Genomic DNA, 22,223 nt, shown 5'->3' with positions numbered 1-22,223 from the left:
TGCGGATAAGTGGGTTGGCAATTTAGACATTTTGATTAAATTGCTTTAAAGAATAAAAAACTACACTTCCTGCATAAAAATTCGTTGCGTAATGATTAGAAATATCGTTTACTGCGCATGTTTTTACACAATAGCATTGACACTTTTTTCGCCCAACTAACAGGAGGCACTGGCCTAATGAGCCAATTTCAATCGATTGATGTTGCAGATTATTATGACAAGGACACGTTTGACCGCATTAAGGCATTTGCTGAAGATAAGCCAACGCCATTTGTCGTTATTGACACCCAAATCGTTGCGAAACAATACGATGATATGGTTACCAATTTTCCTTTCGCAAATATTTATTATGCGGTTAAGGCAAATCCGGCCAAAGAGATTTTAACTTTATTGCGAGATAAAGGTTCAAACTTTGATATTGCATCCATTTACGAACTTGAAATGGTGACGTCGATAGGCGTTTCTACTGATCGTGTTAGCTACGGCAACACTATTAAGAAACGTGTAGATGTTCGCTCTTTCTATAAGCAAGGCGTTCGTATGTTCGCTTCAGATTCTGAAGCTGATTTACGTATGATTGCTGAAGAAGCCCCAGGTTCAAAAGTATATGTACGTATTTTAACTGAAGGTACCCACACCGCTGACTGGCCTTTATCGCGTAAGTTTGGTTGCCAAAATGAAATGGCTTATGACTTATTAGTGTTAGCAAAAGAGTTAGGCTTACAACCTCATGGTATTTCGTTCCATGTAGGTTCACAACAACGTGATATCGGTGCGTGGGATTCTGCTATCGGCAAAGTAAAAAGTATCTATGACCGTTTAAAAGAAGAACATGGCATCGTACTTAAAATGATTAACTTAGGTGGTGGTTTTCCTGCTAACTACATGGATAAAACTAATGAGTTAGGCATTTATGCACAGCAGATTAAGCATTTCCTAGAAGAAGATTTTGGTGATGAATTGCCTGAAATCATTTTAGAACCGGGTCGTTCATTACTTTCAAATGCCGGCGTATTGGTGTCTGAAGTGGTGTTGATTTCACGTAAGTCGCACACCGCTTTAGAGCGTTGGGTATTTACTGATGTGGGTAAATTCTCTGGTTTAATTGAAACCATGGACGAAGCCATTAAATTCCCTATCTACACTGACCGCAGAGGGGAGTTAGATAAGTGTGTGATTGCCGGACCAACCTGTGATAGCGCTGATATTATGTACGAGCATTACAGTTATGGTTTACCGGTTGATCTTGCTATTGGTGACCGCATGTATTGGTTAACTGCAGGTGCTTACACCACCACATACTCGGCAGTCTGTTTTAACGGTTTTCCGCCACTTAAAGATTATTACCTTTAACTGATTGGTTTTAGATATCATTCTTTGTAAGACAAAAGGACGCTAGTGCGTCCTTTATTTTTATCTGTGACCTGAACTTAGTTTTATTCCTGATGGCTTTTTAACATCTCAAATATTTGTTCTTTAAGATGTAATCGCTTAGTTTTCATTAGTTTTAGCTCTGGTGTAGCATCGCTGCTACTGTGTTTTTCTAATTCGGTAATTTCTGCATCAAGCTGATTATGTTCATTAAATTTTTTTAAAAAATGATTATCAGTTGTTTTAAGTGTTGTAATTAAATCTCGGTACTCTGGAAACATACGTGACTCCTTATAAGTTAAGTTGACAATGCCGATCTCATATCGAAAAAATTAATGGCATTATGGTAATTGACATTGATTGTATAAAATCATGAGTCCCTGCAGCAGTATCAACAGCTCTTCCAAAGATGGCATATATTAAAGCGACTATTGTATGCGCGTGACACTTTGTGATGGTGGTTAGCTTCAGCCTAGAATCATTGCTGTTAGGTTAACTTGATGTAAATCACGTTAATGCTTTTTGGGTTAGATAAATAGATTGTTGTTTATGCCTGTCCTCCATTATGCTGAAGTCCATGTATTTGGTGGGTTATGGTCATTTATTAGTAATAATTTAACGAATCAATATTATCTATTATGAATTTATATGTGATCAAGTTAACCTTATCGTTCGAAAGACTAGGTTAAAGTCTGTGATATAAGAATTTAATATTCAAAAATGAAAGGGGTTTTCATAATGTCCGATGTATTTCACTTAGGATTAACTAAAAAAATGTTAGATGGCGCAACCTTAGCAATCGTTCCTGGTGATCCAGAGCGTGTTAAGCGAATTGCCGAGCTAATGGACAATGCAACATTCTTAGCAAGTCATCGTGAATATACTAGCTATTTAGCTTATATCGATGGCAAAGCTGTGGTTGTTTGTTCAACAGGTATCGGCGGACCATCAACGTCTATTGCAGTTGAAGAATTAGCACAACTAGGTGTAAGAACATTCTTGCGCGTAGGTACCACTGGCGCCATTCAACCAAACGTCAATGTAGGTGATGTTATTGTCACTCAAGCTTCTGTACGTTTAGATGGTGCGAGCTTACATTTTGCACCGCTTGAGTTCCCAGCTGCAGCAAACTTTGAATGTACTACAGCTATGGTAGCAGCATGTCGTGATGCAGGTGTTGAACCACATGTTGGTATCACTGCTTCTTCTGACACCTTCTATCCAGGTCAAGAGCGTTACGATACTGTGTCTGGTCGCATTACTCAGCGTTTTGTTGGTTCTATGAAAGAATGGCAATCAATGGGCGTGCTGAACTATGAAATGGAATCAGCGACACTATTTACTATGTGTGCGACTCAAGGTTGGCGTGCAGCATGTGTTGCGGGTGTTATTGTTAACCGTACACAGCAAGAAATTCCTGATGAAGCAACAATGAAGAAAACTGAAGTGAGTGCTGTTTCTATTGTTGTCGCAGCAGCGAAAAAATTGCTAGCGTAAGTTAACGCTTTTAATCAGCGATTACGTAAAAATACGTATTAAAAAAGGTGCCCTAGGCACCTTTTTTGTTAGCTGATTTTTATCAATTGCTACGCGGATTAGAAATGATATTGTGCAATGATTGAATAGGTATTTTGATCAATACCAGCAACACCATATTTACTCTGCCAGTAATCATATTCAAAACCGACTAGCAGCTGGTTTTGTTTGTGATCACCAAATAAACTTTTGCCTAAGTCATATTTTATTTGCGGATTAATGTGTAGGTTTTCGTCATAGCCGTTATTGTCAGCAGAAAATACCCAATCAATAAAACCATCAACAATGATATTGGCATTACCGATAGGCATGTCGATTCTAAATACCGGGGTGAATTGCCAACCATCACTGATATTGCCATTGCTTATGGCATCACGACGGTAGGTGTTTAGCTGTAAGTAGCTAAAAAATGGTACGTCAATGTCTAAACCAATACCATAAAGCATGCTGTTAACTGGGCCTTCACCTTCTTCGAAAGTCAGTGCTAAAGAGACATCTTTTATCGCACCAAAGCCAACTGGCTGACCTAATATTTTGCTGGCACTAAAACGCGGTGAAATTTCGCCATAAGTGGTGCTATCAACACCGTTATTATTGCCATTAAAATTAATAAAATCTTGGAAGACAAACCAATCGCCATATTTCCAGCCGCCAGCGGTTTCCAGCGTAATAGTGGTTTGCCTTTCTGATGGTGCTAAGTCATAGTTTTCGCCATGCAAGACAGTTGCGCTAACATCCCACCATTGCACTAAATCATCAGCAAAAACATTTTGAGAAAGTATAAGTGTTGCTAATAGGCAGATTTTTTTCATTTTTCTTCCGGTTAGTTAAGTGGCCAAGTACGCCACAATGGAGCATTTTAGAGTTAATTGTAGCTCGCTTGAGTGTAAATTTGTGAGCTATTATTTCTGTTGGTGCACAATGGGGCGCAATATATTCAATATTGTGATAAATCACAATTAAAACTGAGCCAAATATACAGATTTCATTGTTTTCGTGGTTAATATAATAATGTAATGCTTAATAACACTGCCAATATGATGTGACACACAGCGATGATATGTTTGCACTGTTATGGTGAAGGGGACGTGTTATTTTTATACTGGTCACTGAGGCTTAATTCACTAGCTATATAAGTTAATGTTTTTCGTTTATCTGCAGGCAATGTTGAGTTGATAAGGTGCGTATCATATTTAATAAAACAAGTTAATTTGACATAATATGTCGCAATGATTCATAAAGCTGTTATAGTAAATTTAAGGTCATTCTCATTGTATGGAGGATAATATGGAACTTTCAAATCCCATTGCAGTCTGGCTAGTACTTGGGCTGTTATTAATGCTCTCGGAAATTGTCATTCCTGGGGGCATTGTTATTTTATTGGGTGCGGCTTGTGTTATCGTCGCATCAGCACTGGCTATTGGTATTGTCGAAGGCATGGTGCAAAGTCTGACACTATGGTTTATGGCCTCTATGGTGCTGTTATTGAGTTTTCGTCATGTGACCCAACGTTTGGTCGGAGGGGATTCTCATGTGGATAATACCGACGAAGAAGTGGACCTCTATAACCAGGTCGCTATCGTAAAGCAAGCCATAGGCCCAGGTCAAAAGACCGGTAGAATTAGCTGCTTAGGCTCTAATTGGACTGCATTAGGTGATGGTACTCTGATAAAAAAGGGCACCAAAGTTAGGATTATTTGTCGGGATAATATTGCTTTTGTTGTTGAGCCTATAATTGATTCAGTATAGTGATTTTGAGTATTGTGATTTGTACTTAACCAACATTTTTATTTAATAAACTAATAATATAGTGCTGTGATAGCTATTAAGCGTCATCTAGGAAAGTCAGATTAAAAGGGAGCAGATATGTTTGTGTTAACCATTGTTTTTTTATTTGTATTATTCATTTTGTACAAATTAATGTTAATCGTGCCAATGCGAGAAGTACATGTCATTGAGCGTTTAGGTAAGTTCCGTACCGTACTCGAGCCAGGGTTTCATTTTCTTGTTCCGTTTGTCGATCGCGTTGCTTATCGACACGACACGCGTGAAGAAGTGCTTGATGTGCCACCACAAAGTTGTATTTCAAAAGATAACACCCAATTAGAGGTTGATGGCTTGGTCTACCTTAAGGTGATGGACGGTAAGCTTGCCAGTTATGGTATTGAAAATTATCGCCGTGCAGCAGTTAACTTAGCGCAAACCACTATGCGTTCAGAAATTGGTAAGCTGACATTGACACAAACGTTTTCAGAGCGTGACAGTTTAAATGAATCGATTGTGCGTGAAATTGATAAAGCATCCGATCCTTGGGGGATCAAAGTCTTACGCTATGAAATAAAGAATATCTCACCTTCGCAAAAAGTGATTCATACCCTTGAAAAACAAATGGAAGCTGAGCGTCGTAAGCGAGCTGAAATCACCTTAGCCAATGCTGAAAAAGCGGCAATGATTAATATGTCGCAAGGTGAACGCCAAGAAGCGATTAATTTATCTGAAGGTCAAAAACAGAAACGTATTAATGAGGCTTTAGGTACCGGACAAGAAATTTCGATTATTGCTAATGCCAAGGCTGAAGGCATGGAAATGATCTGTAAATCTTTAACGGTTAATGGTGGCAATGATGCAATGAATATGCTGTTAAAAGAGCAGTTTATTGGTCAAGTTGGTAAGATTTTATCTGAAGCTCAAGTCTCAGTGGTGCCTGCAGAAATGGCTAAGTTAGAAGGCTTTTTTGAAGGCATGGAACAAGTGACTCATGCCGTATCCAATTCATCAGAAAAAGGAGCACGCTAATGTCGTTTAATGGAATTGATACCGATCTTATCGTGATGGCGATTTGGGGCATTATTTTTGCTATCTTTGTGCTGAAATTATTTCAATCTATTTGCCTGGTTCCGACAAAATCAGCTTATATTGTTGAGCGTTTAGGTAAATATCACAGTACTTTAGATGCAGGCTTCCATGCTCTGATCCCCTTCTTTGATAAAGTGGCTTATATCCACGACTTAAAGGAAGAAACCATTGATGTACCGCCGCAAGAGTGTTTTTCCAGTGATGAAGTGAATGTTGAAGTGGATGGGGTGATTTATATTTCGGTTACCGATCCCGTTAAAGCCAGTTATGGCATTACTGATTACCGTTATGCTGCTATTCAGCTAGCCCAAACAACAACACGTTCAGTGATCGGAACTCTAGATCTTGATCGCACCTTTGAAGAGCGTGATGTGATTTCAGCTAAAGTGGTGGAAGTGCTCGATGAAGCTGGTTCTATGTGGGGGATTCGCGTTCACCGTTATGAGATTAAAAATATTACCCCACCTGAAACGGTTAAAAATGCCATGGAAATGCAGGTGAATGCCGAACGTGAGCGTCGGGCATTGCTGGCTAAAAGTGAAGGTGATAAGCAAAGCAAAATTAACCGTTCAGAAGGTGTGATGGCGGAAACCATTAACCGCTCTGAAGGTGAAATGCAACGCCGTATCAATGAGGCCGAAGGTAAAGCTCAAGAGATTTTGACGTTAGCTAAAGCGACGGCTGAATCAATTGAGCGCTTAGCTGTGGTGATTTCATCTGAAGGTGGGCAAAGTGCTTTGCGGATGCAACTCGGTGAGCAATATATGAGACAACTCGATGGCTTAAGCAAACCTGATAGCCGCATTGTGTTACCGGGTAACTTAGTGAATTTTGAATACTGGATGGACAGTATTGGCTTGAAAGACGATCAGAAATAGTGATCTCGGTTAAGCGCTGTTGATCGCAGGGCAGTGAACATTGACACAAAAAAGGTTAGCAAATTCGCTAACCTTTTTTATGGCTTATTACATATTACCGTGAGTTGTTTAGCACTCTAACTCGCCGCCATCTCGGTAAACAAATGTTCGCAAAAGGCTTTGGCCACGGAAGATTGAGGGCTTTTGGTGGAGTATACCAAGCTGATATCAGCAAAGCCGATGCTGTGTTGCGGTAAAATGTTAATCAATTGCCCCAGCTCGACAGCTTCATCCGCGATCACATGTGGCAACAATGCGATACCCGCTCCCGCTAAACAGAAGTGATACAGGGAGTTAAAATCACTGCAAATAACTTTGTAGTGCGTGGGCACATTAGCGTGTTGAAAATGCCAAGTTTGCTCAAGTTGGCCATGGGCATCTCTAAAGCCCAATAAAGAGTGGTATTGCAGATCATCGGTATTCTCTATCAGTGATGATTTTTCTAAATAACCTGGGCTAGCATAGATTTTACGCTCAAAGGTTGTCAGTTTATGAACCGCAAGGTTGGCCCCATTGACCTCATTAGCATCAATAATCACATCGAGTCCTAAGCGATTGAGCTCTTTGCTGCCACCGGAGACAATTAATACTTCTAATTGCACTTGCGGATAAGCATGAATGAAACGAGCGATATATTTATCCATAAGCTTGTCGACAAACGGCAGTAAGCCAATGCGCAACTTGCCTTGCACTTCATCATGACGATGTTTGAACACATAACCAGCATGATTTAATTGATTCACTAAAGGTTCGATTTGAGCAAGGTATTGCCGACCCGCGGTGGTTAAAGTCATTACTCTTGTGGTGCGGGTAAATAAAGGTGCCCCGAGCTGTTTTTCTATTTCCCCAATACGACGACTGACTAATGCTCTGCGAGTATCAAATGATTTTGCAGCTTTAGAAAAACTGCCTAACTTTGCTACCGCAATGAATAACTCTAAATCTTTGATATCCAATATGACAACCTATACAGCGCATGCTGTGGGTAATAAATGCATTTTTAATCGGCTTGAGTATTAACAAGAATAGTAAACAGGTTACTTAAAATAAATAGATCCTAAACAAGCACAATTACCCAGCTTATTTACCACAAGTATAAAAAATCAATCTACTGTTTTTAGTTATCCATTAGTGCGTTTTAGCAACTATCAGAGCTATTGGCTAATACTAAAATTAATTAACACCTTTATTTGTATAGTAATTTTCGCTTACGACTTTGTCAATTTAGGCCTCATTGTCGCAGTTAAACATCACAACCCGATGATTTTAGTGGCTTTGATATTACTCCGCTGACTAGATTATCTCAGCTAGAGCAGTGAATTGTTGTTATAAAATAGCTGAAGTATTGCACGCCATTAAGCCGCTATTTAAGATATAATGTCCCGCAGATTTCTGGGAGGAAGAATGGACGTATCATCATTATTAGACGGCCTAAACGATAAGCAGCGTGAGGCAGTCGGCGCGCCACTTTCAAATATGTTGGTGTTAGCGGGTGCCGGTAGCGGTAAAACCCGTGTATTAACTCATCGTATTGCGTGGTTAATGCAAGTAGAACAACAAAGTCCATATTCTATTTTGGCAGTGACCTTTACCAATAAAGCCGCGGCAGAAATGCGTGAACGGGTTGAAAAGGTTGTGGGCACAAACATGGGGCGCATGTGGATAGGTACATTCCACGGTTTAGCTCACCGCTTACTTCGCACTCACTATCAAGATGCCAACTTACCGCAAAGCTTTCAGATTATCGATTCAGACGATCAGTTGCGTTTATTAAAACGTATTCTTAAAAGCCTTAATTTAGACGAGAAGCAATATCCTCCTCGTCAGGCCCAAGGCTATATTAACGGTAAAAAAGACCAAGGTTTACGCCCTAAGCATATTGATGCGGGTGGTTTTCCGATTGAGCAAAATTTACTGAATATTTATAAGGTTTACCAAGAGTCTTGCGATCGCGCGGGCTTGGTCGACTTTGCTGAGATTTTATTGCGTGCTCACGAGTTATGGCTCAATAAGCCACACTTACTGGCCCATTACCAAGAGCGCTTCCGTCATATTTTAGTCGATGAGTTTCAAGATACTAACGCGATTCAATATGCGTGGATCCGGGTGTTAGCCGGTAATACTGCCAATGTGATGATAGTTGGTGATGACGATCAGTCAATTTACGGCTGGCGTGGTGCGCAAATAGAAAACTTACATCGTTTCTTAAAAGATTTTTCCGGTGCGACTACCATTCGTTTAGAGCAAAATTATCGTTCAACCGCGAATATTTTGAATGCTTCTAACGCGGTTATCTCTAATAACCCTGACCGTCTGGGCAAAGAGTTATGGACTGAAGATAAAGATGGTGAGCCGATTTCGGTTTATTGCGCCTTTAATGAGATGGATGAAGCCAAGTTTATTGTCGGTCGCATTAGCGACTGGCATGACAAAGGCGGTAGTTTGAGCGAATGCGCTATTTTATATCGTTCAAATGCGCAATCGCGGGTATTAGAAGAGGCTTTTTTACACAAAGGGTTAGCGTACCGTATTTACGGTGGTTTACGCTTTTTCGAGCGCCAAGAAATTAAAGATGCGATGGGCTATATGCGTCTGATTAATAACCAAAATGATGATGCGGCATTTGAGCGTGTGGTGAATACCCCAGCTCGTGGTATCGGCGATCGTACTTTGGATATTATCCGCTCAACCGCAAGACAGCATGAGCTGACTCTGTGGCAAGCTTGCGTGAGTTTAATTGAAGAAAAGGTCCTTGCTGGACGTGCGGCTAATGCCATCAATGGCTTTATGGAACTGATTATTGCAATGCGTACGGATACGGCAGATATGTTGCTGTACCGTATGGCAGATAGCGTGATTGATCGTTCTGGCTTGCGTACCATGTACGAGGCTGAAAAAGGCGAGAAAGCCCAAGCGCGAATTGAAAACTTAAATGAATTAGTCACCGCCGCGCGCAGTTTCGAAATGCCTGAAGAGCTTGAAGACATGGGCGAGTTAAATGCCTTTTTGTCTCATGCTGCATTAGAAGCTGGCGAAGGTCAGGCTGACGCCTTTACCGATGCAGTTCAGTTAATGACTTTGCATTCTGCTAAAGGACTTGAGTTTCCAATGGTGTTTATGGCGGGCGTTGAAGAAGGATTATTCCCGAGCAAGATGGCGTTAGACGAAGGCGATCGTTTAGATGAAGAACGCCGTTTGTGTTATGTCGGTATGACCCGTGCCATGCAAAAACTGTATATCAGTTATGCTGAATCTCGTCGTATTTACGGTCGTGAAGATTATGCCAGCCCATCGCGGTTCATTAATGAGATTCCTGAAAAGTTTGTTGAACAAATTCGCATTCGTGCGCAGGTCACGCCATCAATTAGTCAGCGTTTCCCTGCTCGTGCAGCTGCGGTTACTGTGACTAAAAAACCTCATGGTTTTAATGACACAGGCCATAAAGTGGGTTCTAAAGTGAAGCACTTTAAGTTTGGCGAAGGGGTTGTGACTAGCTTTGAAGGTTCTGGTGAAAAGGGCCGTGTACAAGTTAATTTTGTCGATTTTGGCAGTAAATGGCTGTTAGTGTCATTAGCAAAATTAGAGCGTTGTTAAGGTGTTTCGCTGGCAAAATCAGGGAGAGATGAAACCAATGTTATTGCAAGACAAGCTGCATGCTTATGCGCGACTGATGCGGATTGATAGACCTATTGGCACCTTACTTCTGCTCTGGCCATGTTTAATGGCCTTAGTGTTAGCTGCTCAAGGGTTACCAGATACTAAGGTACTGGTGATTTTCGTGGTTGGCGTAGTCATTATGCGTGCTAATGGCTGCATTATTAATGATTTTGCTGATCGCAATTTAGATGCTCATGTTGAGCGCACCAGTATGCGTCCTTTAGTATCGGGCGAAGTGTCTGTTAAAGAGGCGCTGAGCTTATTTACTGTCTTAGGTTTGGTTGCGTTTAGCTTAGTGTTATTACTCAATCCATTAGTCGTGCAGTTATCTGTGGTCGGGATTGTGCTAACAGTGATGTATCCGTTTATGAAACGGGTGACCAACATGCCACAGATGTTTTTAGGTATTGTGTGGAGTTGGTCTATTCCGATGGCCTATGCCGCTCAACTTGGTGAAGTGCCAGTGGAAGCTTGGTGGTTATTTATGGCGAATTGGTGTTGGACGGTAGCGTACGACACTATGTATGCCATAGTCGATCGTGACGATGACTTAAAAGTCGGCATTAAATCAACCGCCATCTTGTTTGGTCGCTTTGATCGACAGATTATCGGCATATTTCAACTTGCTGCCCTAGGGTGTTTTGTTATGGCTGGGCTGGTGGCCGATCGTGGAGTTATTTATGGCTTGGGCATTATCAGCTTCATTGGGTTTGGTGTGTACCAGCAACGATTAATCTTTGGTCGTGAACGTGCACCATGTTTTAAAGCCTTTTTAAATAATAACTGGGCAGGCATGGTAGTGTTTATTGCACTTGCACTGGATTATATGATTTAAGGTTTGTGGTTTATTATCTTGTGGCAGGGATGCATGAAAACAACTGTTTGGTTAATCGTCGCGATAATGTGTTGTTGGTTATCCCTCGCCAGTGCGTCAACTCACAATGATGCTGTACTGGCTGGCTTACCAAACAACACTGCTGATGTGCATTCTTCTGCTGCGCTAGTTAATATTCCTCGTACCCGTCAATTTGTGCTTGAAGATGGTGATCGCCACTATCAAGTGATGATCAAATTGCCAAAAGATTATCGCCACAATAGTACTCATCGTTACCCTGTCGTCTATATGACGGATTCTATGTATAGCTTGCAAGTGGTGTCTGGTGCGACGCGATTTCCAATGAACACCAATATGATGCAGCAAGCTATTTTGGTCGCTATTGGCTATCAGAGGCCAAGTAAAGGTTCGGCGAGTCGGATCCGCGACTATACCCCAAGTCACGATGCGAGTTGGAAACTACCTACTGGCGAGGCTAAGCGCCACGTTGCCTTTATCAGCCAGGTTGTTATGCCCTTTATTGAAAAAAACTATCGAGTCGACACCCAACAAAACACCTTTGTGGGTAATTCGTTAGGCGGGTTACTCGGCGCATATATTTTATTAGAACAGCCAAAGCTATTTGCGTATTACGTGTTGGGTAGCCCATCTCTATGGTTCGATAATAAACAATTATTGCAGCAGTTTGCTCAGCGTTTCCAGCAAACGCCAGCAATATCTGCCAAGGTGTTTATTGGCATTGGCGAATTAGAAAAACCACCTTACACCCATGATGGTCATCAGATGGTTACCGATGCGCGCGCTTTTTTTAAACTACTCCAATCTCACCCTTCTGCTCAAGCAGGTACATTACAGCTTAAATTTTTGCTTATCCCTGAAGCGGACCATTCAATGGCTTTTCCAACCACGGCAATACACGGTTTATCTTGGCTGTTTAAACGAAGCATCTAGCTAAGTCCACTGTCGATCCTTTATATCCTGTAATCATTTCCTGTAACCATTTTTGTGGCAATCAATCTGCGTACAATGCATTTTTGCTGATATGTTAATAACTTGTTTTATTTTTATTTACCCCCATATCAATTTCTACAGTGCAGCATTAATTAAACTGAGATTACCCAAGGATGAGTATTGAATGAGAGCAACAGTTAAGTATCGGTTAGTTTTTTTAGTGTTAATGCTATGCAGTTTTTTCTTAGGCGTTCAGTTAACCCCAGAGTCGTTAACGAGCCATGCTGACAAGTTGATGCTGGGTATTATTTCAGCGCTTTATTTTGTGTTGCTACCACTGTGTTATTGGTATTGCATTATTAAAATGGGCGCTCAGAAACTGTGGAAAATAATTGTTATTTTCAGTTTAAGCAGCTTGGTTGCACGGCTAAGTTTTCCTGCAGAAATTGCCCATTACTTTGAGTTTGTGGCCTGGCTGCGCTACCCAATTATTGCCGTGTTATTAGTGATCCAACTGTACTTAATTGTCAGCGTAGCTCGTGGCTTGATTAAGGTACGAAAGTTAAAGGGCGATCCTCGAGTCGGTGCGGTGGAAACCTATCGAGATGGTGATGATAAAAGCTTAACTATCGCGCTTATTATGGCCAGTGAAGCGACTAACTGGTTTTATTCTATCCCATGGTTTTCACGTCATCATCCACCAGTAATTGCCAATATCAATCTTGTTAGCGCTACACGCTGGCATGTGTGGTTAATGCTTATCGGTTGTGTTGGAGCGTCGAGTCTGAGTTACGTATTACTGGCATCGTGGAGTGAGTGGGTGGCGATTATTGTCTCAAGCATCATTGCCTATACCTTGATGTCTATCGTGGCTAACCATCGACTGTCACGCTATTACTCTTTATATTTTATGCGAGACAACCTAGTTATCAATAACTCCTTGTGGGGATTTATGGTGGTAAGCATGGCCGATATAGCCAGTGTGGCACATCAAGAATCAATCGAATTAAATAAAGATCAAGCAGAAACGATTATGATTGGCCGCGGACAATGTAATGTCATTATTACTCTAAACCGTGCGGTTATTTATCATGGTGGTATGGGTCAGTTACCTGAACCCATGAAAACGGTGTATTTGAGTGTGGATAGTCCGCAGCGGTTCATTCAGGCGCTTAACAATAGTAGAGTTACTGTGGCTGAGTAATCTTCAAAAACACATAAAAAATGCGCTGATGAAAGCGCATTTTTTTGTGAGTAAATCAGTACTGGCGAACTAAGCCCACGAGCTAATTTGTCGATTAGTCTCGCACTAATGTGGTTAAGTCAGCCGGGCGGTAATAAACTGACTTTAATACCTTACCTTGACGAACCACTTTACCGGCCATATCAACGTCTTTAGCGCATTTAGCGATAATAAACTCACCTTTAGTACTACCAACAATTTCAACACCTTGTTTGGCATAGTGGGCAATGGTTTCAGCTAATTCTTGCTGGTTGCGGCACACTTTGCTCATGTTGCTTGAATGCACTTCATTCCAACATTTAATAAAGTCTATTTCACGGTTCTTAGCCACGTTAAGCAATAAATCGACAAGATAGCTTATCTCTAAACGATCGCTTACCTGAGCCGCTCCTAAGTGCACTAAACGGCCCATTAACACGTAGACAGAATCAACAATAGCATCAGCTTGTTCAATACGAGAATCCGCTTCGGCAAGCTCGGTCATTTCTTCGATAATCAGTGATGTATGCAAAGTGTCTGCTTTGTGATCAAGACTGGTCTCGTCGTTGACGGGTAAGTCAAATGTGCTGCGAAACTCAAAGATGTCGCGGTATAAGTGATCGTAAATCGGTTGAGTTAATTGGCTGAGTTGCATGGGCTTACCTGCGAAAAATAATGTGGGCTAATTTTAAAGAATTGATCAGCAGAATACAAAAAATTGCCTAATGTTTTTTGCAGTAGGCAATCATTTTTTATACTCTGAAAGTGTGGCGGAGTTCTTTGGCTTTATCTGCGTGAGTTTTAATATTTAATGCAGCAACTTCAATCACATTTAAGCTTGCCAAGTTACTGTTGCTTAATTCTGTAATCGTATGGATATTATGGGTTACCTCTGCGGTAACCCGTTTTTGTTGCTCTGCTGCAACAGTATTTTGTTGTGTAAATTGGTTTATCTCATTCACGCTTTGATAGATATCTTCAAATTTTGTCGAGGCAAATCCTATGTCCCTTGCGCACGTATCAGCCTGAAGTTTACTGGCTTGCATTTCGTCGGTCCAATTAATAAGCATAGCATGCATAGATTGCACGCTTTTAGAGATGAGCTCTGTTGAGAGCTGAGTTCTACTTGATAAGGTTCGAACTTCATCTGCTACGACGGCAAATCCACGCCCCTGCTCGCCAGCACGTGCGGCTTCAATGGCAGCATTAAGTGCAAGCAAATTAGTTTGCTCAGCAATGCTTTGAATTTCTTGCATGGCATTAGAGACATTATCTGCTTCTTTATTTAATAAGTGCGCATTCGATGCCGCTGCCGAAACTGAAGTCGCTAATCGCTCAATACTATTACGGTTAGCGTGCATTTCCGTTCTACTTTCAAGACACACTTGCTGTGCCTTGTTTACATGATCTGAGGTCGATATCGCATGTTGGGCTATCTCTGCAACAGAGGAGTTCATCGCTTCAATTGCGCTGGCGATTTCATCAATTTTATTTTTTTGTTGCTCAATACTATGATTAGCTTCTTGAGCAGAATGAACCAGTTCATTGGCGATATGATGTAAGTTGTTACCTTGATCTTGTGAGCGGCCAAGTACCCCTTGCATTTTCGCCTGATTCAGAACCTGTTGAAATTCCAATACTGAAATACTGTCGTTACCACAATAGACTAATCGACTAACTGAATCATATTGTTGTTGATATTGGTTGATCTTATTCGGCAGTGAAAAGAGTTCTTTGGTAAATAATAGTGTATTAACCAGTGCTAAAGAGAAGATCACTGCTGCCATGGTCCAATTAAAAACTACACCACAGCCAATGATTGCAGCCAAGGTTATTGACGCGCCTAACCAGCGTTTATGTTGGCTAGTCATGACATAACTGGCCGTTTTTCCTTGTTTTATTTGGCTGTAAAGTTTTTGGGCATTAGTAATGTATTCAGGCTTTGCTTTAATGCGTACCGATTGGTATCCAGTAATTTGGCCCTTTTCATACAGGGGAGAGACAAAGGCATCAACCCAATAGTAGCTTCCATCTTTACAGCGATTTTTAACAATTCCACGCCACGATTCACCAGCTTTGAGTTTATCCCATAATTCTTTGAAAGCTTCTGCTGGCATGTCGGGATGTCTGACAATATTGTGATTATGAGTGACGAGTTCTTGCTCACTGAACCCTGAGATTTTAATGAACGTCTCATTGGCGTAAGTAATGATGCCGCGTTTGTCTGTAATTGATACCAGCTCGTCATTAGCATTAAGACTGACTTCTTTATCGATTACGTCCTTGTGTCTCATGGGCATACTTCCATTATTGTTCGACTTTTAACGGGAAAGTCATTGTGCTGCTTTCCTCACAATTATAGTGGATATCAAGATATAGATCATATTAGTAAATAGCTATTATCATTACCAGAGATTAAATAAATATTTAATTTGGCAATAAAAAAACCGACATCTATGTCGGTTTTAGTATTGAGCTATGGATTCAATTTTGCATAAATGCTGGTATTGAAATTAAGCCTATTTTATAAATGCGAAAGCATCACCATACAAATGGGCTTCTTCAATCCCAAGCTCACGGAACAATTCTCGTGCCGTGCCAACCATATCAAAACGGCCAGCAATGTAGATGTCGTAGCCATTCAAACTGACAAAGTCCTGCTTAATCTGCTCGAGTAAATTGGCTTTTTTACCTTCCCAGTTACCGTCAGCAAGTTCTACTACTGGAATAAACTCTAACCAAGAATGCTCGGCATGCCATTGACGGGCGATGTCTTGATAGTACATGGCTTCTTCGTTACGGCAGCCCCAATACAATTTAGTCTGAATGGTTTCGCCGTTGGCAATCTGTGCTTCAACGATACTTTTGATATATGAAAATCCAGTACCACCCGCAATTAAGATCCGCGGTCTGTGGCTTTCGCTACGTAAAAATGCGTCGCCAGCAGGTGCTTCAATATCAATATGGCTTGCCGTTTGTAGTCGTTCAACGACTTGCATGGGATAACTTTCACTCACAGCAGCACCAATATGCAATTCTATTAAGGCAGCATTTGGGGCAGAAGCAATGGAAAAAGGACGTTTGTCTTTTTCACCCATGACCACAGATAAGTATTGGCCAGCTTTAAAATCAAAGGCTGCTTCGGGTTTAAGGAACACTTGATATACAGCGTCATTAAACGGGGTGACTTTTTCAATCTGACAACGAATGGTTTTCATCTAACGTCCTTTAAACCCTTTTATAATTTTTTATCAATCAGTTAATTATAGCTATTTACGACCTAACCGGATCACTATGGTTACAATGTTGGCACATCTTCTATGCCGAGATCATCCCAAATTTGGTCGATTCTTTGTTTTGTTGTCTCATCCATCACAATGGGAGTACCCCATTCTCTGGTGGTTTCGCCTGGCCATTTATTGGTGGCATCTAAACCCATTTTCGATCCTAAACCGGCAACGGGTGATGCAAAGTCAAGGTAATCGATAGGGGTATTATCCACCATCATGGTATCGCGAGTAGGATCCATCCGTGTGGTAATAGCCCAAATAACATCCTGCCAATTACGGCAATTGACATCCTCATCAACCACAACAATAAATTTGGTGTACATAAATTGGCGAAGGAATGACCATGCTCCCATCATGACACGCTTGGCATGACCCGGATATTGTTTACGGATTGAAATGATTGCCATACGATAAGAGCAGCCTTCAGGCGGCAGATAAAAGTCAATAATTTCAGGGTATTGTTTACGTAGGATAGGAACAAATACTTCATTTAATGCCACGCCTAACATAGCCGGTTCATCTGGTGGACGGCCGGTATAGGTACTATGATAGATGGCATCTTTACGGTGAGTAATATGGGTCACGGTAAATACTGGGAATGAGTCTGTTTCGTTATAGTAACCCGTGTGATCGCCGTATGGACCTTCTACTGCGGTTTCATCAGGATCGATATAGCCTTCAAGAATAATTTCGCTGGTGGCTGGTACTTCAAGATCGCAGCTAATGGCTTTACAGACCTCGGTACGTTCGCCGCGCAACAAGCCTGCAAAGGCATATTCACTCATCGAATCTGGCACTGGGGTTACAGCACCCAAAATAGTCACAGGATCGCTACCTAATGCCACTACGACAGGATAACGTTCACCTGGATGAAGCTGTTTAAAGTCTTTAAAGTCTAGGGCTCCGCCACGGTGGTCCAGCCAGCGCATGATCAGTTTATTTTTACTTAATAACTGTTGGCGATAAATACCTAGATTTTGTCTTTTTTGTCGCGGCCCTTTGGTGATGGTTAATCCCCAAGTGACTAATGGTGCCACATCGCCTGGCCAGCAGTGCTGGATTGGCAACGCGGTTAAGTCGACATCATCACCGCTTTTGACTACTTGCTGACAAGGTGGATTGCGCACTGTTTTCGGCGGCATATTTAACGCTTGCCTAAACATTGGTATTTTAGCTATGGCATCTTTAAAGCCACTCGGTGGTTCTGGTTCTTTTAAGAATGCTAATAATTCACCGACTTCACGTAATGCTAAAGGGTCATCTTTTCCCAATGCCATAGCAACACGTTTAGGCGTACCAAATAAGTTAACCAGTACCGGCATGGTATGGTTGGTCGGATTTTCAAATAACAGCGCGGGGCCACCTGATCGTAAAACTCGATCAGCAATCTCTGTCATCTCTAAATGAGGATCAACAGGATAGCTAATGCGCTTTAACTCTCCATTTGCTTCTAAATGATCGATGAAGCTGCGTAAATCTTTAAAACTCATGTTTACCGCCTGTAAATCAAATCCAAACCACTATGGCGCGCACTATAGCATTTTTCTAATATAGGGTTAAGCCATTTGATAGACCTATATTGTTGATATCGACTTTAGTGATACTTAGCGTAAACTGGATGTTGTGAACCAGATTGTGGAGGTGACTTATGTGGGTGAACAAACCGTGGGTTTTGATGCCGTTATTAGGGCTTAGTGCAAGTGTAACCTTAACTGTGATGAGTTTGGTCAGTTCTCAGCCGCTGTTAGCGAACGAGTATTCTCAGCGTGTTTCTCATTCTGTCGGCTCTCAACATAATAACCATCGCCAACATTATAATCATTATCGACATCGTGACCCTTGGCGTTGGGGGATCGGTTGGGATCAAGGCTGGAGAGGTAACCAATATTGGGGACCGAGTATTGGCGTTAGTTGGGGCAATGCTAATAACTTGCTATACAATTCGGTTTGGAGAAATAATGATTATCCTAGTAGCCAATCTGGTTTTTACCCCTATCAAAATCAGTTGAACGCAGTCTACCAGTCACAAGCTCTCGAGGTTTTAGAGCCTGTTGCAGTCGCGCCACGGCAACAAACTACAACCAGCATTCAATATGCTCAAGGTTTGAATCATTTACCCGAGAATGCCAAAGTGATTCAGCGTGACAATGGTACTGTTTATGAGTGGCAAGGGGTAGAATATTATTTTGATTGGAATACTCAAACCTATGAAGTAGCCAAAGCGGATACTCGATGATCATCAGTATAGAAACAAAATTCAGTCCTGTGGTCAGCCTTAGCTTGATACATAGCCGTATCAGCCGCACTGATAAGTTCACGACTGTTTAAACCATCATAAGGCAGTACACTAATACCAATACTCGCCCCAACTTGTAAAGTGTGCTCGCCGATGGTTATGGGTTGCTTAATACTGCTCAATAATTGGTTTATTTTGTTTTTGATATCGATAGGTTCGGTGATCATATCGAGCCAAATGATAAACTCATCGCCTCCCAATCTACCGACAATATCAGTAGTACGCAGATTATTAACCAAACGATTAGCGATGGTCATGATCACTTCGTCACCAATGCTATGACCCAGAGAATCATTAATCTCTTTAAATTTATTAAGATCAATAAACAGTAATGCAGCTTGCTGTTCTCCGCGTAAATCACGTGCTATTGCGGCATCAATTTGCTTAATAAATGCGCGGCGATTATAAATCCCCGTGAGTTCGTCATGTTCGGCTAAAAAAATAAGCTTATCTTGTTGTTCAATCAATTTGCGGGTTTGAATATCAACTTCTTGTTTCAATTTTTCTTTTTTTATCGTGATTTGGGCTAATGATTGTTTCATTTCATTAAAATCATCCGCGAGTGCAGATAATTCATCGGTATCAAAAGAATTAATTTGACTGACGAGATCGCCTGCTGCGAGCGCTTCCATACCGATCCTGAGTGAGGCGAGCCCTTTCTTAAACCTAATTAGTGTCATAATAGACCAAGCTGTTACCATAATCGCTAACAGAAATAAGACCATTCCGACCATTAATAATAATGTTTGTTGTTTTTGACTCGCTTTTCTTATCGAGAATTGATGAAGCCGAAACATTTCTTCGGTCATTTCTTCAATAATCATGCTGTATTTCGCTTTAAATAATCGTTCAGCAGTCAGTGTTGATGCCACATTAACTTGTTTGCTGTGGAAGTCATGTTGAGTATTAATCAGTGATCTTATATTGGTATTTAATCTATTGATGTTGCTAATGATGAGTTTTTGCTGTGTCGCCCACTGAATATCTTCGGAGAGATCTTTGGCCAATTCGGCTTGGCGTAGATTAAGCTCTGAAAGCCCTCGATCATCGCTATACTCTTGGTAAAGCCATAGCTGACTGCGAAGACTATCAATGCTGACTTGCAACTTCATTGAGTAATTGAGTTGCCGGTATATTTGTTGTTGATAATGGTGAGCTTGTATCAGCGATAAGCCGACGATCAATGTCAGTAATGAGCAAAGTGCAGCGGTTAGTTTAAGACGCTTAGATAACATCATAACTTACCATCCTGCCTCTAAGCTCATGAAGGTTTCAAATAATTTTCGATCGAAAATCTGTCTAAAATCGACACTGTTTTCTTCATCTACCAGTTGATTATCAATAGCCCATTGGCTTTGAGTTTGGATGTTAGAAAATAGTGCATTGCTGAGTGATAATCTAAAAGTATAGTCATTCCATGAGTAACGGAGTTGCGATGGATCGATATTCAAAATACGACTAATATTTTGCTGAGCAAGTTCTGGGTTAGTATGGATATAGTCAGTGGCATCACTAATTGATTTAAGTATAGCCAACCTTTCGGTGGTGGATAACGTCGTCTCTTTAAGCTCAATTAAGTTAAAGGATAAGTGATATAGGCCGCGGCTATTAATGACGCTGGTATCTGAGGTTACTTGTTGTGTTAATAAATAACTTAATGGCTCCCAAGCTGAAATAATATCAACCTCATTATTTAATAATGCTGGAATAAGTTCATCTGACCGCAAATATACTCGCGTGATAGGCTGTGCCGTTTTATTGTACATGATCAGTAAACTATCAAAGAAAAACTCACTAGCGCTGTCTTTGACTATGCCTATTCTGGCGTGCTGCAGGTTATTCAGCCGATGATATTTTTGTGGCGTTAGACTGAGTAATTTAAGATCATTATCTGATTCCACAAAGCTGGTTAATACTGAAAAGTTGCTTTGTTTAAAGCTATTAAACATGACGACAGTTTCCGAGGCGGTAGCCAGGTCGACTTGCTTATCATTAAGGGCGTTAAAGCATTTTACCCCGCTGTCGTATTTAACTAATTCAACGTTAACACCATTCGCTTCAAAGTAACCAAGTTGTTTGGCAATAAAAACAGGCGACGAAAGTGGCGTGCTAGAAACCGCAATTTTAATGGATGCTTTATATGTAGGTGAAATCTTAGTGGATTGATGTGTTCTCTGTTCGCAACTGATGATGCTGGTTATGATAAAGATAAAAAAACAAATGCTTAACACCTTGGCCATAGGGACACTTCAATAATGAGTTAATGATACTAAGTGTAGTGAATTTATAACTATTTGATTGGGAATGTGACAAAAAAAGCCGTTTTTTTATCGTATCAGTCGATAGTTTTACTTTTTTAGTTTTAACGATAAGTGACAATTAAGAGGTATGTTGTGAACGGGTAAGGGAATATTTTCTTTTTTTAATCTTTATTTTTTAATTCAATAAGTTATTACATCTAAATTCAAGATGAATTTATGGGGCAGACAACTCAGCTAAAATCAGCATATTTAGCCGATTCTATATCAAAGTGCTCATTTTCCGTTCGTAATAGGCTGCGGTATAAACCGCTAATCGAGTACACGTTAATGTAATGATATTAGTTTTTAAGTTACCATTTTATATGATTATGAAGTTATTTTAAGGTTGTTTAGCTAAGTCTGGGTCATCCTATATGAAAAGGCCCCATTGCATCCTTTGCTTTGGGGCCTTTGTTTGCATTGTCTGTTATTGTTTTTATGTTTGCTGTTGTAAAACCAACCCTGAGTTGGAGATTATTATTCTTTTGAGCTTGTCAGCCACAGGGTGGAATAAAAATGACGTTATTGGATAATAGAGTCTGGGGACCCAATAACGCCTTAACTGTAATGTTAGCCAATATCCTTAATGGCTAACGGTGAAACAATAAAGCGGCAAGGATGCAAGTATTTTGCGCTTATTATTAGAATGATTGTTGCTGTGATAACAACTTGCTGGGGGACGAGTTGTTATCATGGTCAAACATCCTTGCCAAAACGGTTTTGATCGTTAGCTCTGCTAATGGTTGCAGAAGCGCCGTCAATGGCGAAAGCTAAAAACCTGGATAAAAATGACGTTATTGGATAATAGAGTCTGGGGATCCAATAACGCCTTAACTGTAATATTAGCCAATATCCTTAATGGCTAATGGTGAAACAATAAAGCGGCAAGGATGCAAGTATTTTGCGCTTATTATTAGAATGATTGTTGCTGTGATAACAACTTGCTGGGGGACGAGTTGTTATCATGGTCAAACATCCTTGCCAAAACGGTT

19 protein-coding genes are annotated in these 22,223 nt (G+C 40.8%); 10 read left to right on the top strand and 9 right to left on the bottom strand.

Features of this window, described 5'->3' with window-relative positions:
• Positions 1-177: 177 nt before the first annotated feature.
• Positions 178-1,353 (top strand): type III PLP-dependent enzyme, encoded by a 1,176-nt coding sequence (locus H5123_RS01115; RefSeq protein WP_124015101.1) that lies wholly within the window; start codon positions 178-180, stop codon positions 1,351-1,353.
• A gap of 83 nt (positions 1,354-1,436) precedes the next feature.
• Here H5123_RS01115 and H5123_RS01110 read toward each other — a convergent pair whose 3' ends face one another.
• Positions 1,437-1,652 carry a YdcH family protein gene (locus H5123_RS01110; RefSeq protein ID WP_124015100.1) on the bottom strand — a complete coding sequence of 72 codons (216 nt, stop codon included), beginning with the start codon at positions 1,650-1,652 and terminating at the stop codon, positions 1,437-1,439.
• Positions 1,653-2,109: 457 nt separating this feature from the next.
• Between H5123_RS01110 and udp the strand changes: the two genes are divergently transcribed.
• Positions 2,110-2,868 (top strand): uridine phosphorylase, encoded by a 759-nt coding sequence (gene udp / locus H5123_RS01105; RefSeq protein ID WP_124015099.1) that lies wholly within the window; start codon positions 2,110-2,112, stop codon positions 2,866-2,868.
• 98 nt (positions 2,869-2,966) lie between these two features.
• Here udp and H5123_RS01100 read toward each other — a convergent pair whose 3' ends face one another.
• Positions 2,967-3,719: an outer membrane protein OmpK gene (locus H5123_RS01100; protein ID WP_124015098.1), complete on the bottom strand. Its 753-nt coding sequence runs from the start codon at positions 3,717-3,719 to the stop codon at positions 2,967-2,969.
• A 475-nt stretch (positions 3,720-4,194) separates the two neighbouring features.
• Here H5123_RS01100 and H5123_RS01095 point away from each other — a divergent pair, with 475 nt between their 5' ends.
• The 3 genes from H5123_RS01095 to H5123_RS01085 all read left to right on the top strand — a co-directional run bounded on the left by H5123_RS01095 (position 4,195) and on the right by H5123_RS01085 (position 6,641).
• On the top strand, positions 4,195-4,656 hold the full coding sequence (locus tag H5123_RS01095) for an NfeD family protein (protein ID WP_182696735.1): 462 nt from the start codon (positions 4,195-4,197) through the stop codon (positions 4,654-4,656).
• 117 nt (positions 4,657-4,773) lie between these two features.
• Positions 4,774-5,703, top strand: coding sequence for a slipin family protein (locus tag H5123_RS01090; protein WP_182696734.1), 930 nt, complete (start codon positions 4,774-4,776; stop codon positions 5,701-5,703).
• Positions 5,703-6,641 carry an SPFH domain-containing protein gene (locus H5123_RS01085; protein ID WP_124015095.1) on the top strand — a complete coding sequence of 313 codons (939 nt, stop codon included), beginning with the start codon at positions 5,703-5,705 and terminating at the stop codon, positions 6,639-6,641. Before H5123_RS01090 ends, H5123_RS01085 begins: the two co-directional genes overlap by 1 nt.
• A 116-nt stretch (positions 6,642-6,757) precedes the next feature.
• Here H5123_RS01085 and H5123_RS01080 read toward each other — a convergent pair whose 3' ends face one another.
• Positions 6,758-7,636 (bottom strand): LysR family transcriptional regulator, encoded by an 879-nt coding sequence (locus H5123_RS01080; RefSeq protein WP_182696733.1) that lies wholly within the window; start codon positions 7,634-7,636, stop codon positions 6,758-6,760.
• A 448-nt stretch (positions 7,637-8,084) separates the two neighbouring features.
• On the opposite strand from H5123_RS01080, the gene uvrD reads away from it, so the two are divergent.
• From uvrD to H5123_RS01060, 4 genes are all read left to right on the top strand, one after another.
• Positions 8,085-10,274, top strand: a complete 2,190-nt coding sequence (gene uvrD / locus H5123_RS01075) for a DNA helicase II (protein ID WP_124015093.1) — start codon at positions 8,085-8,087, stop codon at positions 10,272-10,274.
• A 37-nt stretch (positions 10,275-10,311) separates the two neighbouring features.
• Entirely contained in the window at positions 10,312-11,172 is an 861-nt protein-coding gene (ubiA, locus tag H5123_RS01070) for a 4-hydroxybenzoate octaprenyltransferase (protein WP_182696903.1), read from the top strand.
• 33 nt (positions 11,173-11,205) lie between these two features.
• The gene (locus H5123_RS01065) at positions 11,206-12,123 is read left to right on the top strand and encodes an alpha/beta hydrolase (RefSeq protein ID WP_182696732.1); all 918 of its coding nucleotides are present in this window, start codon (positions 11,206-11,208) and stop codon (positions 12,121-12,123) included.
• Positions 12,124-12,307: 184 nt separating this feature from the next.
• Positions 12,308-13,327: a hypothetical protein gene (locus H5123_RS01060; RefSeq protein ID WP_182696731.1), complete on the top strand. Its 1,020-nt coding sequence runs from the start codon at positions 12,308-12,310 to the stop codon at positions 13,325-13,327.
• 94 nt (positions 13,328-13,421) lie between these two features.
• Here the strand turns inward: H5123_RS01060 and H5123_RS01055 are convergent, their stop codons facing one another.
• The 4 genes from H5123_RS01055 to ubiD all read right to left on the bottom strand — a co-directional run bounded on the left by H5123_RS01055 (position 13,422) and on the right by ubiD (position 18,125).
• Positions 13,422-14,000: a nucleoside triphosphate pyrophosphohydrolase family protein gene (locus H5123_RS01055; protein WP_182696730.1), complete on the bottom strand. Its 579-nt coding sequence runs from the start codon at positions 13,998-14,000 to the stop codon at positions 13,422-13,424.
• 97 nt (positions 14,001-14,097) lie between these two features.
• The gene (locus H5123_RS01050; protein ID WP_259395564.1) at positions 14,098-15,639 is read right to left on the bottom strand and encodes a PAS domain-containing methyl-accepting chemotaxis protein; all 1,542 of its coding nucleotides are present in this window, start codon (positions 15,637-15,639) and stop codon (positions 14,098-14,100) included.
• Positions 15,640-15,864: 225 nt separating this feature from the next.
• Complete coding sequence (fre, locus tag H5123_RS01045) at positions 15,865-16,563, bottom strand: NAD(P)H-flavin reductase (RefSeq protein WP_124015088.1); 699 nt, start codon at positions 16,561-16,563, stop codon at positions 15,865-15,867.
• Positions 16,564-16,643: 80 nt separating this feature from the next.
• Positions 16,644-18,125, bottom strand: a complete 1,482-nt coding sequence (gene ubiD / locus H5123_RS01040) for a 4-hydroxy-3-polyprenylbenzoate decarboxylase (protein WP_182696728.1) — start codon at positions 18,123-18,125, stop codon at positions 16,644-16,646.
• A 158-nt stretch (positions 18,126-18,283) separates the two neighbouring features.
• Here ubiD and H5123_RS01035 point away from each other — a divergent pair, with 158 nt between their 5' ends.
• Positions 18,284-18,871 carry a hypothetical protein gene (locus H5123_RS01035; RefSeq protein WP_182696727.1) on the top strand — a complete coding sequence of 196 codons (588 nt, stop codon included), beginning with the start codon at positions 18,284-18,286 and terminating at the stop codon, positions 18,869-18,871.
• Here H5123_RS01035 and H5123_RS01030 read toward each other — a convergent pair.
• Both H5123_RS01030 and H5123_RS01025 read right to left on the bottom strand, forming a co-directional pair.
• Positions 18,841-20,169, bottom strand: coding sequence for a diguanylate cyclase domain-containing protein (locus H5123_RS01030; protein WP_182696726.1), 1,329 nt, complete (start codon positions 20,167-20,169; stop codon positions 18,841-18,843). The genes H5123_RS01035 and H5123_RS01030 overlap by 31 nt on opposite strands.
• A gap of 3 nt (positions 20,170-20,172) precedes the next feature.
• Entirely contained in the window at positions 20,173-21,171 is a 999-nt protein-coding gene (locus H5123_RS01025) for an ABC transporter substrate-binding protein (protein ID WP_182696725.1), read from the bottom strand.
• Positions 21,172-22,223 lie beyond the last annotated feature (1,052 nt).

It is taken from the genome of Shewanella sp. SR43-4, from assembly GCF_014163845.1.
In the GTDB taxonomy this organism is placed as follows: domain Bacteria; phylum Pseudomonadota; class Gammaproteobacteria; order Enterobacterales; family Shewanellaceae; genus Shewanella; species Shewanella vesiculosa.
Note: the sequence above shows the minus strand (reverse complement) of the source record. Positions and strands in the feature narration are given on the sequence as shown.

What these genes read in the sequence shown, in the direction of transcription:
- H5123_RS01060 (WP_182696731.1), top strand. Translation starts at nt 12,308, where the DNA reads ATGAGAGCAACAGTTAAGTATCGGTTAGTTTTTTTAGTGTTAATGCTA.
- fre (WP_124015088.1), bottom strand. Translation starts at nt 16,563, where the DNA reads ATGAAAACCATTCGTTGTCAGATTGAAAAAGTCACCCCGTTTAATGAC.
- H5123_RS01095 (WP_182696735.1), top strand. Translation starts at nt 4,195, where the DNA reads ATGGAACTTTCAAATCCCATTGCAGTCTGGCTAGTACTTGGGCTGTTA.
- uvrD (WP_124015093.1), top strand. Translation starts at nt 8,085, where the DNA reads ATGGACGTATCATCATTATTAGACGGCCTAAACGATAAGCAGCGTGAG.
- H5123_RS01035 (WP_182696727.1), top strand. Translation starts at nt 18,284, where the DNA reads ATGTGGGTGAACAAACCGTGGGTTTTGATGCCGTTATTAGGGCTTAGT.
- H5123_RS01100 (WP_124015098.1), bottom strand. Translation starts at nt 3,719, where the DNA reads ATGAAAAAAATCTGCCTATTAGCAACACTTATACTTTCTCAAAATGTT.
- ubiA (WP_182696903.1), top strand. Translation starts at nt 10,312, where the DNA reads ATGTTATTGCAAGACAAGCTGCATGCTTATGCGCGACTGATGCGGATT.
- H5123_RS01115 (WP_124015101.1), top strand. Translation starts at nt 178, where the DNA reads ATGAGCCAATTTCAATCGATTGATGTTGCAGATTATTATGACAAGGAC.
- H5123_RS01090 (WP_182696734.1), top strand. Translation starts at nt 4,774, where the DNA reads ATGTTTGTGTTAACCATTGTTTTTTTATTTGTATTATTCATTTTGTAC.
- H5123_RS01055 (WP_182696730.1), bottom strand. Translation starts at nt 14,000, where the DNA reads ATGCAACTCAGCCAATTAACTCAACCGATTTACGATCACTTATACCGC.
- H5123_RS01050 (WP_259395564.1), bottom strand. Translation starts at nt 15,639, where the DNA reads ATGAGACACAAGGACGTAATCGATAAAGAAGTCAGTCTTAATGCTAAT.
- H5123_RS01025 (WP_182696725.1), bottom strand. Translation starts at nt 21,171, where the DNA reads ATGGCCAAGGTGTTAAGCATTTGTTTTTTTATCTTTATCATAACCAGC.
- H5123_RS01085 (WP_124015095.1), top strand. Translation starts at nt 5,703, where the DNA reads ATGTCGTTTAATGGAATTGATACCGATCTTATCGTGATGGCGATTTGG.
- H5123_RS01110 (WP_124015100.1), bottom strand. Translation starts at nt 1,652, where the DNA reads ATGTTTCCAGAGTACCGAGATTTAATTACAACACTTAAAACAACTGAT.
- ubiD (WP_182696728.1), bottom strand. Translation starts at nt 18,125, where the DNA reads ATGAGTTTTAAAGATTTACGCAGCTTCATCGATCATTTAGAAGCAAAT.
- udp (WP_124015099.1), top strand. Translation starts at nt 2,110, where the DNA reads ATGTCCGATGTATTTCACTTAGGATTAACTAAAAAAATGTTAGATGGC.
- H5123_RS01065 (WP_182696732.1), top strand. Translation starts at nt 11,206, where the DNA reads ATGAAAACAACTGTTTGGTTAATCGTCGCGATAATGTGTTGTTGGTTA.
- H5123_RS01030 (WP_182696726.1), bottom strand. Translation starts at nt 20,169, where the DNA reads ATGATGTTATCTAAGCGTCTTAAACTAACCGCTGCACTTTGCTCATTA.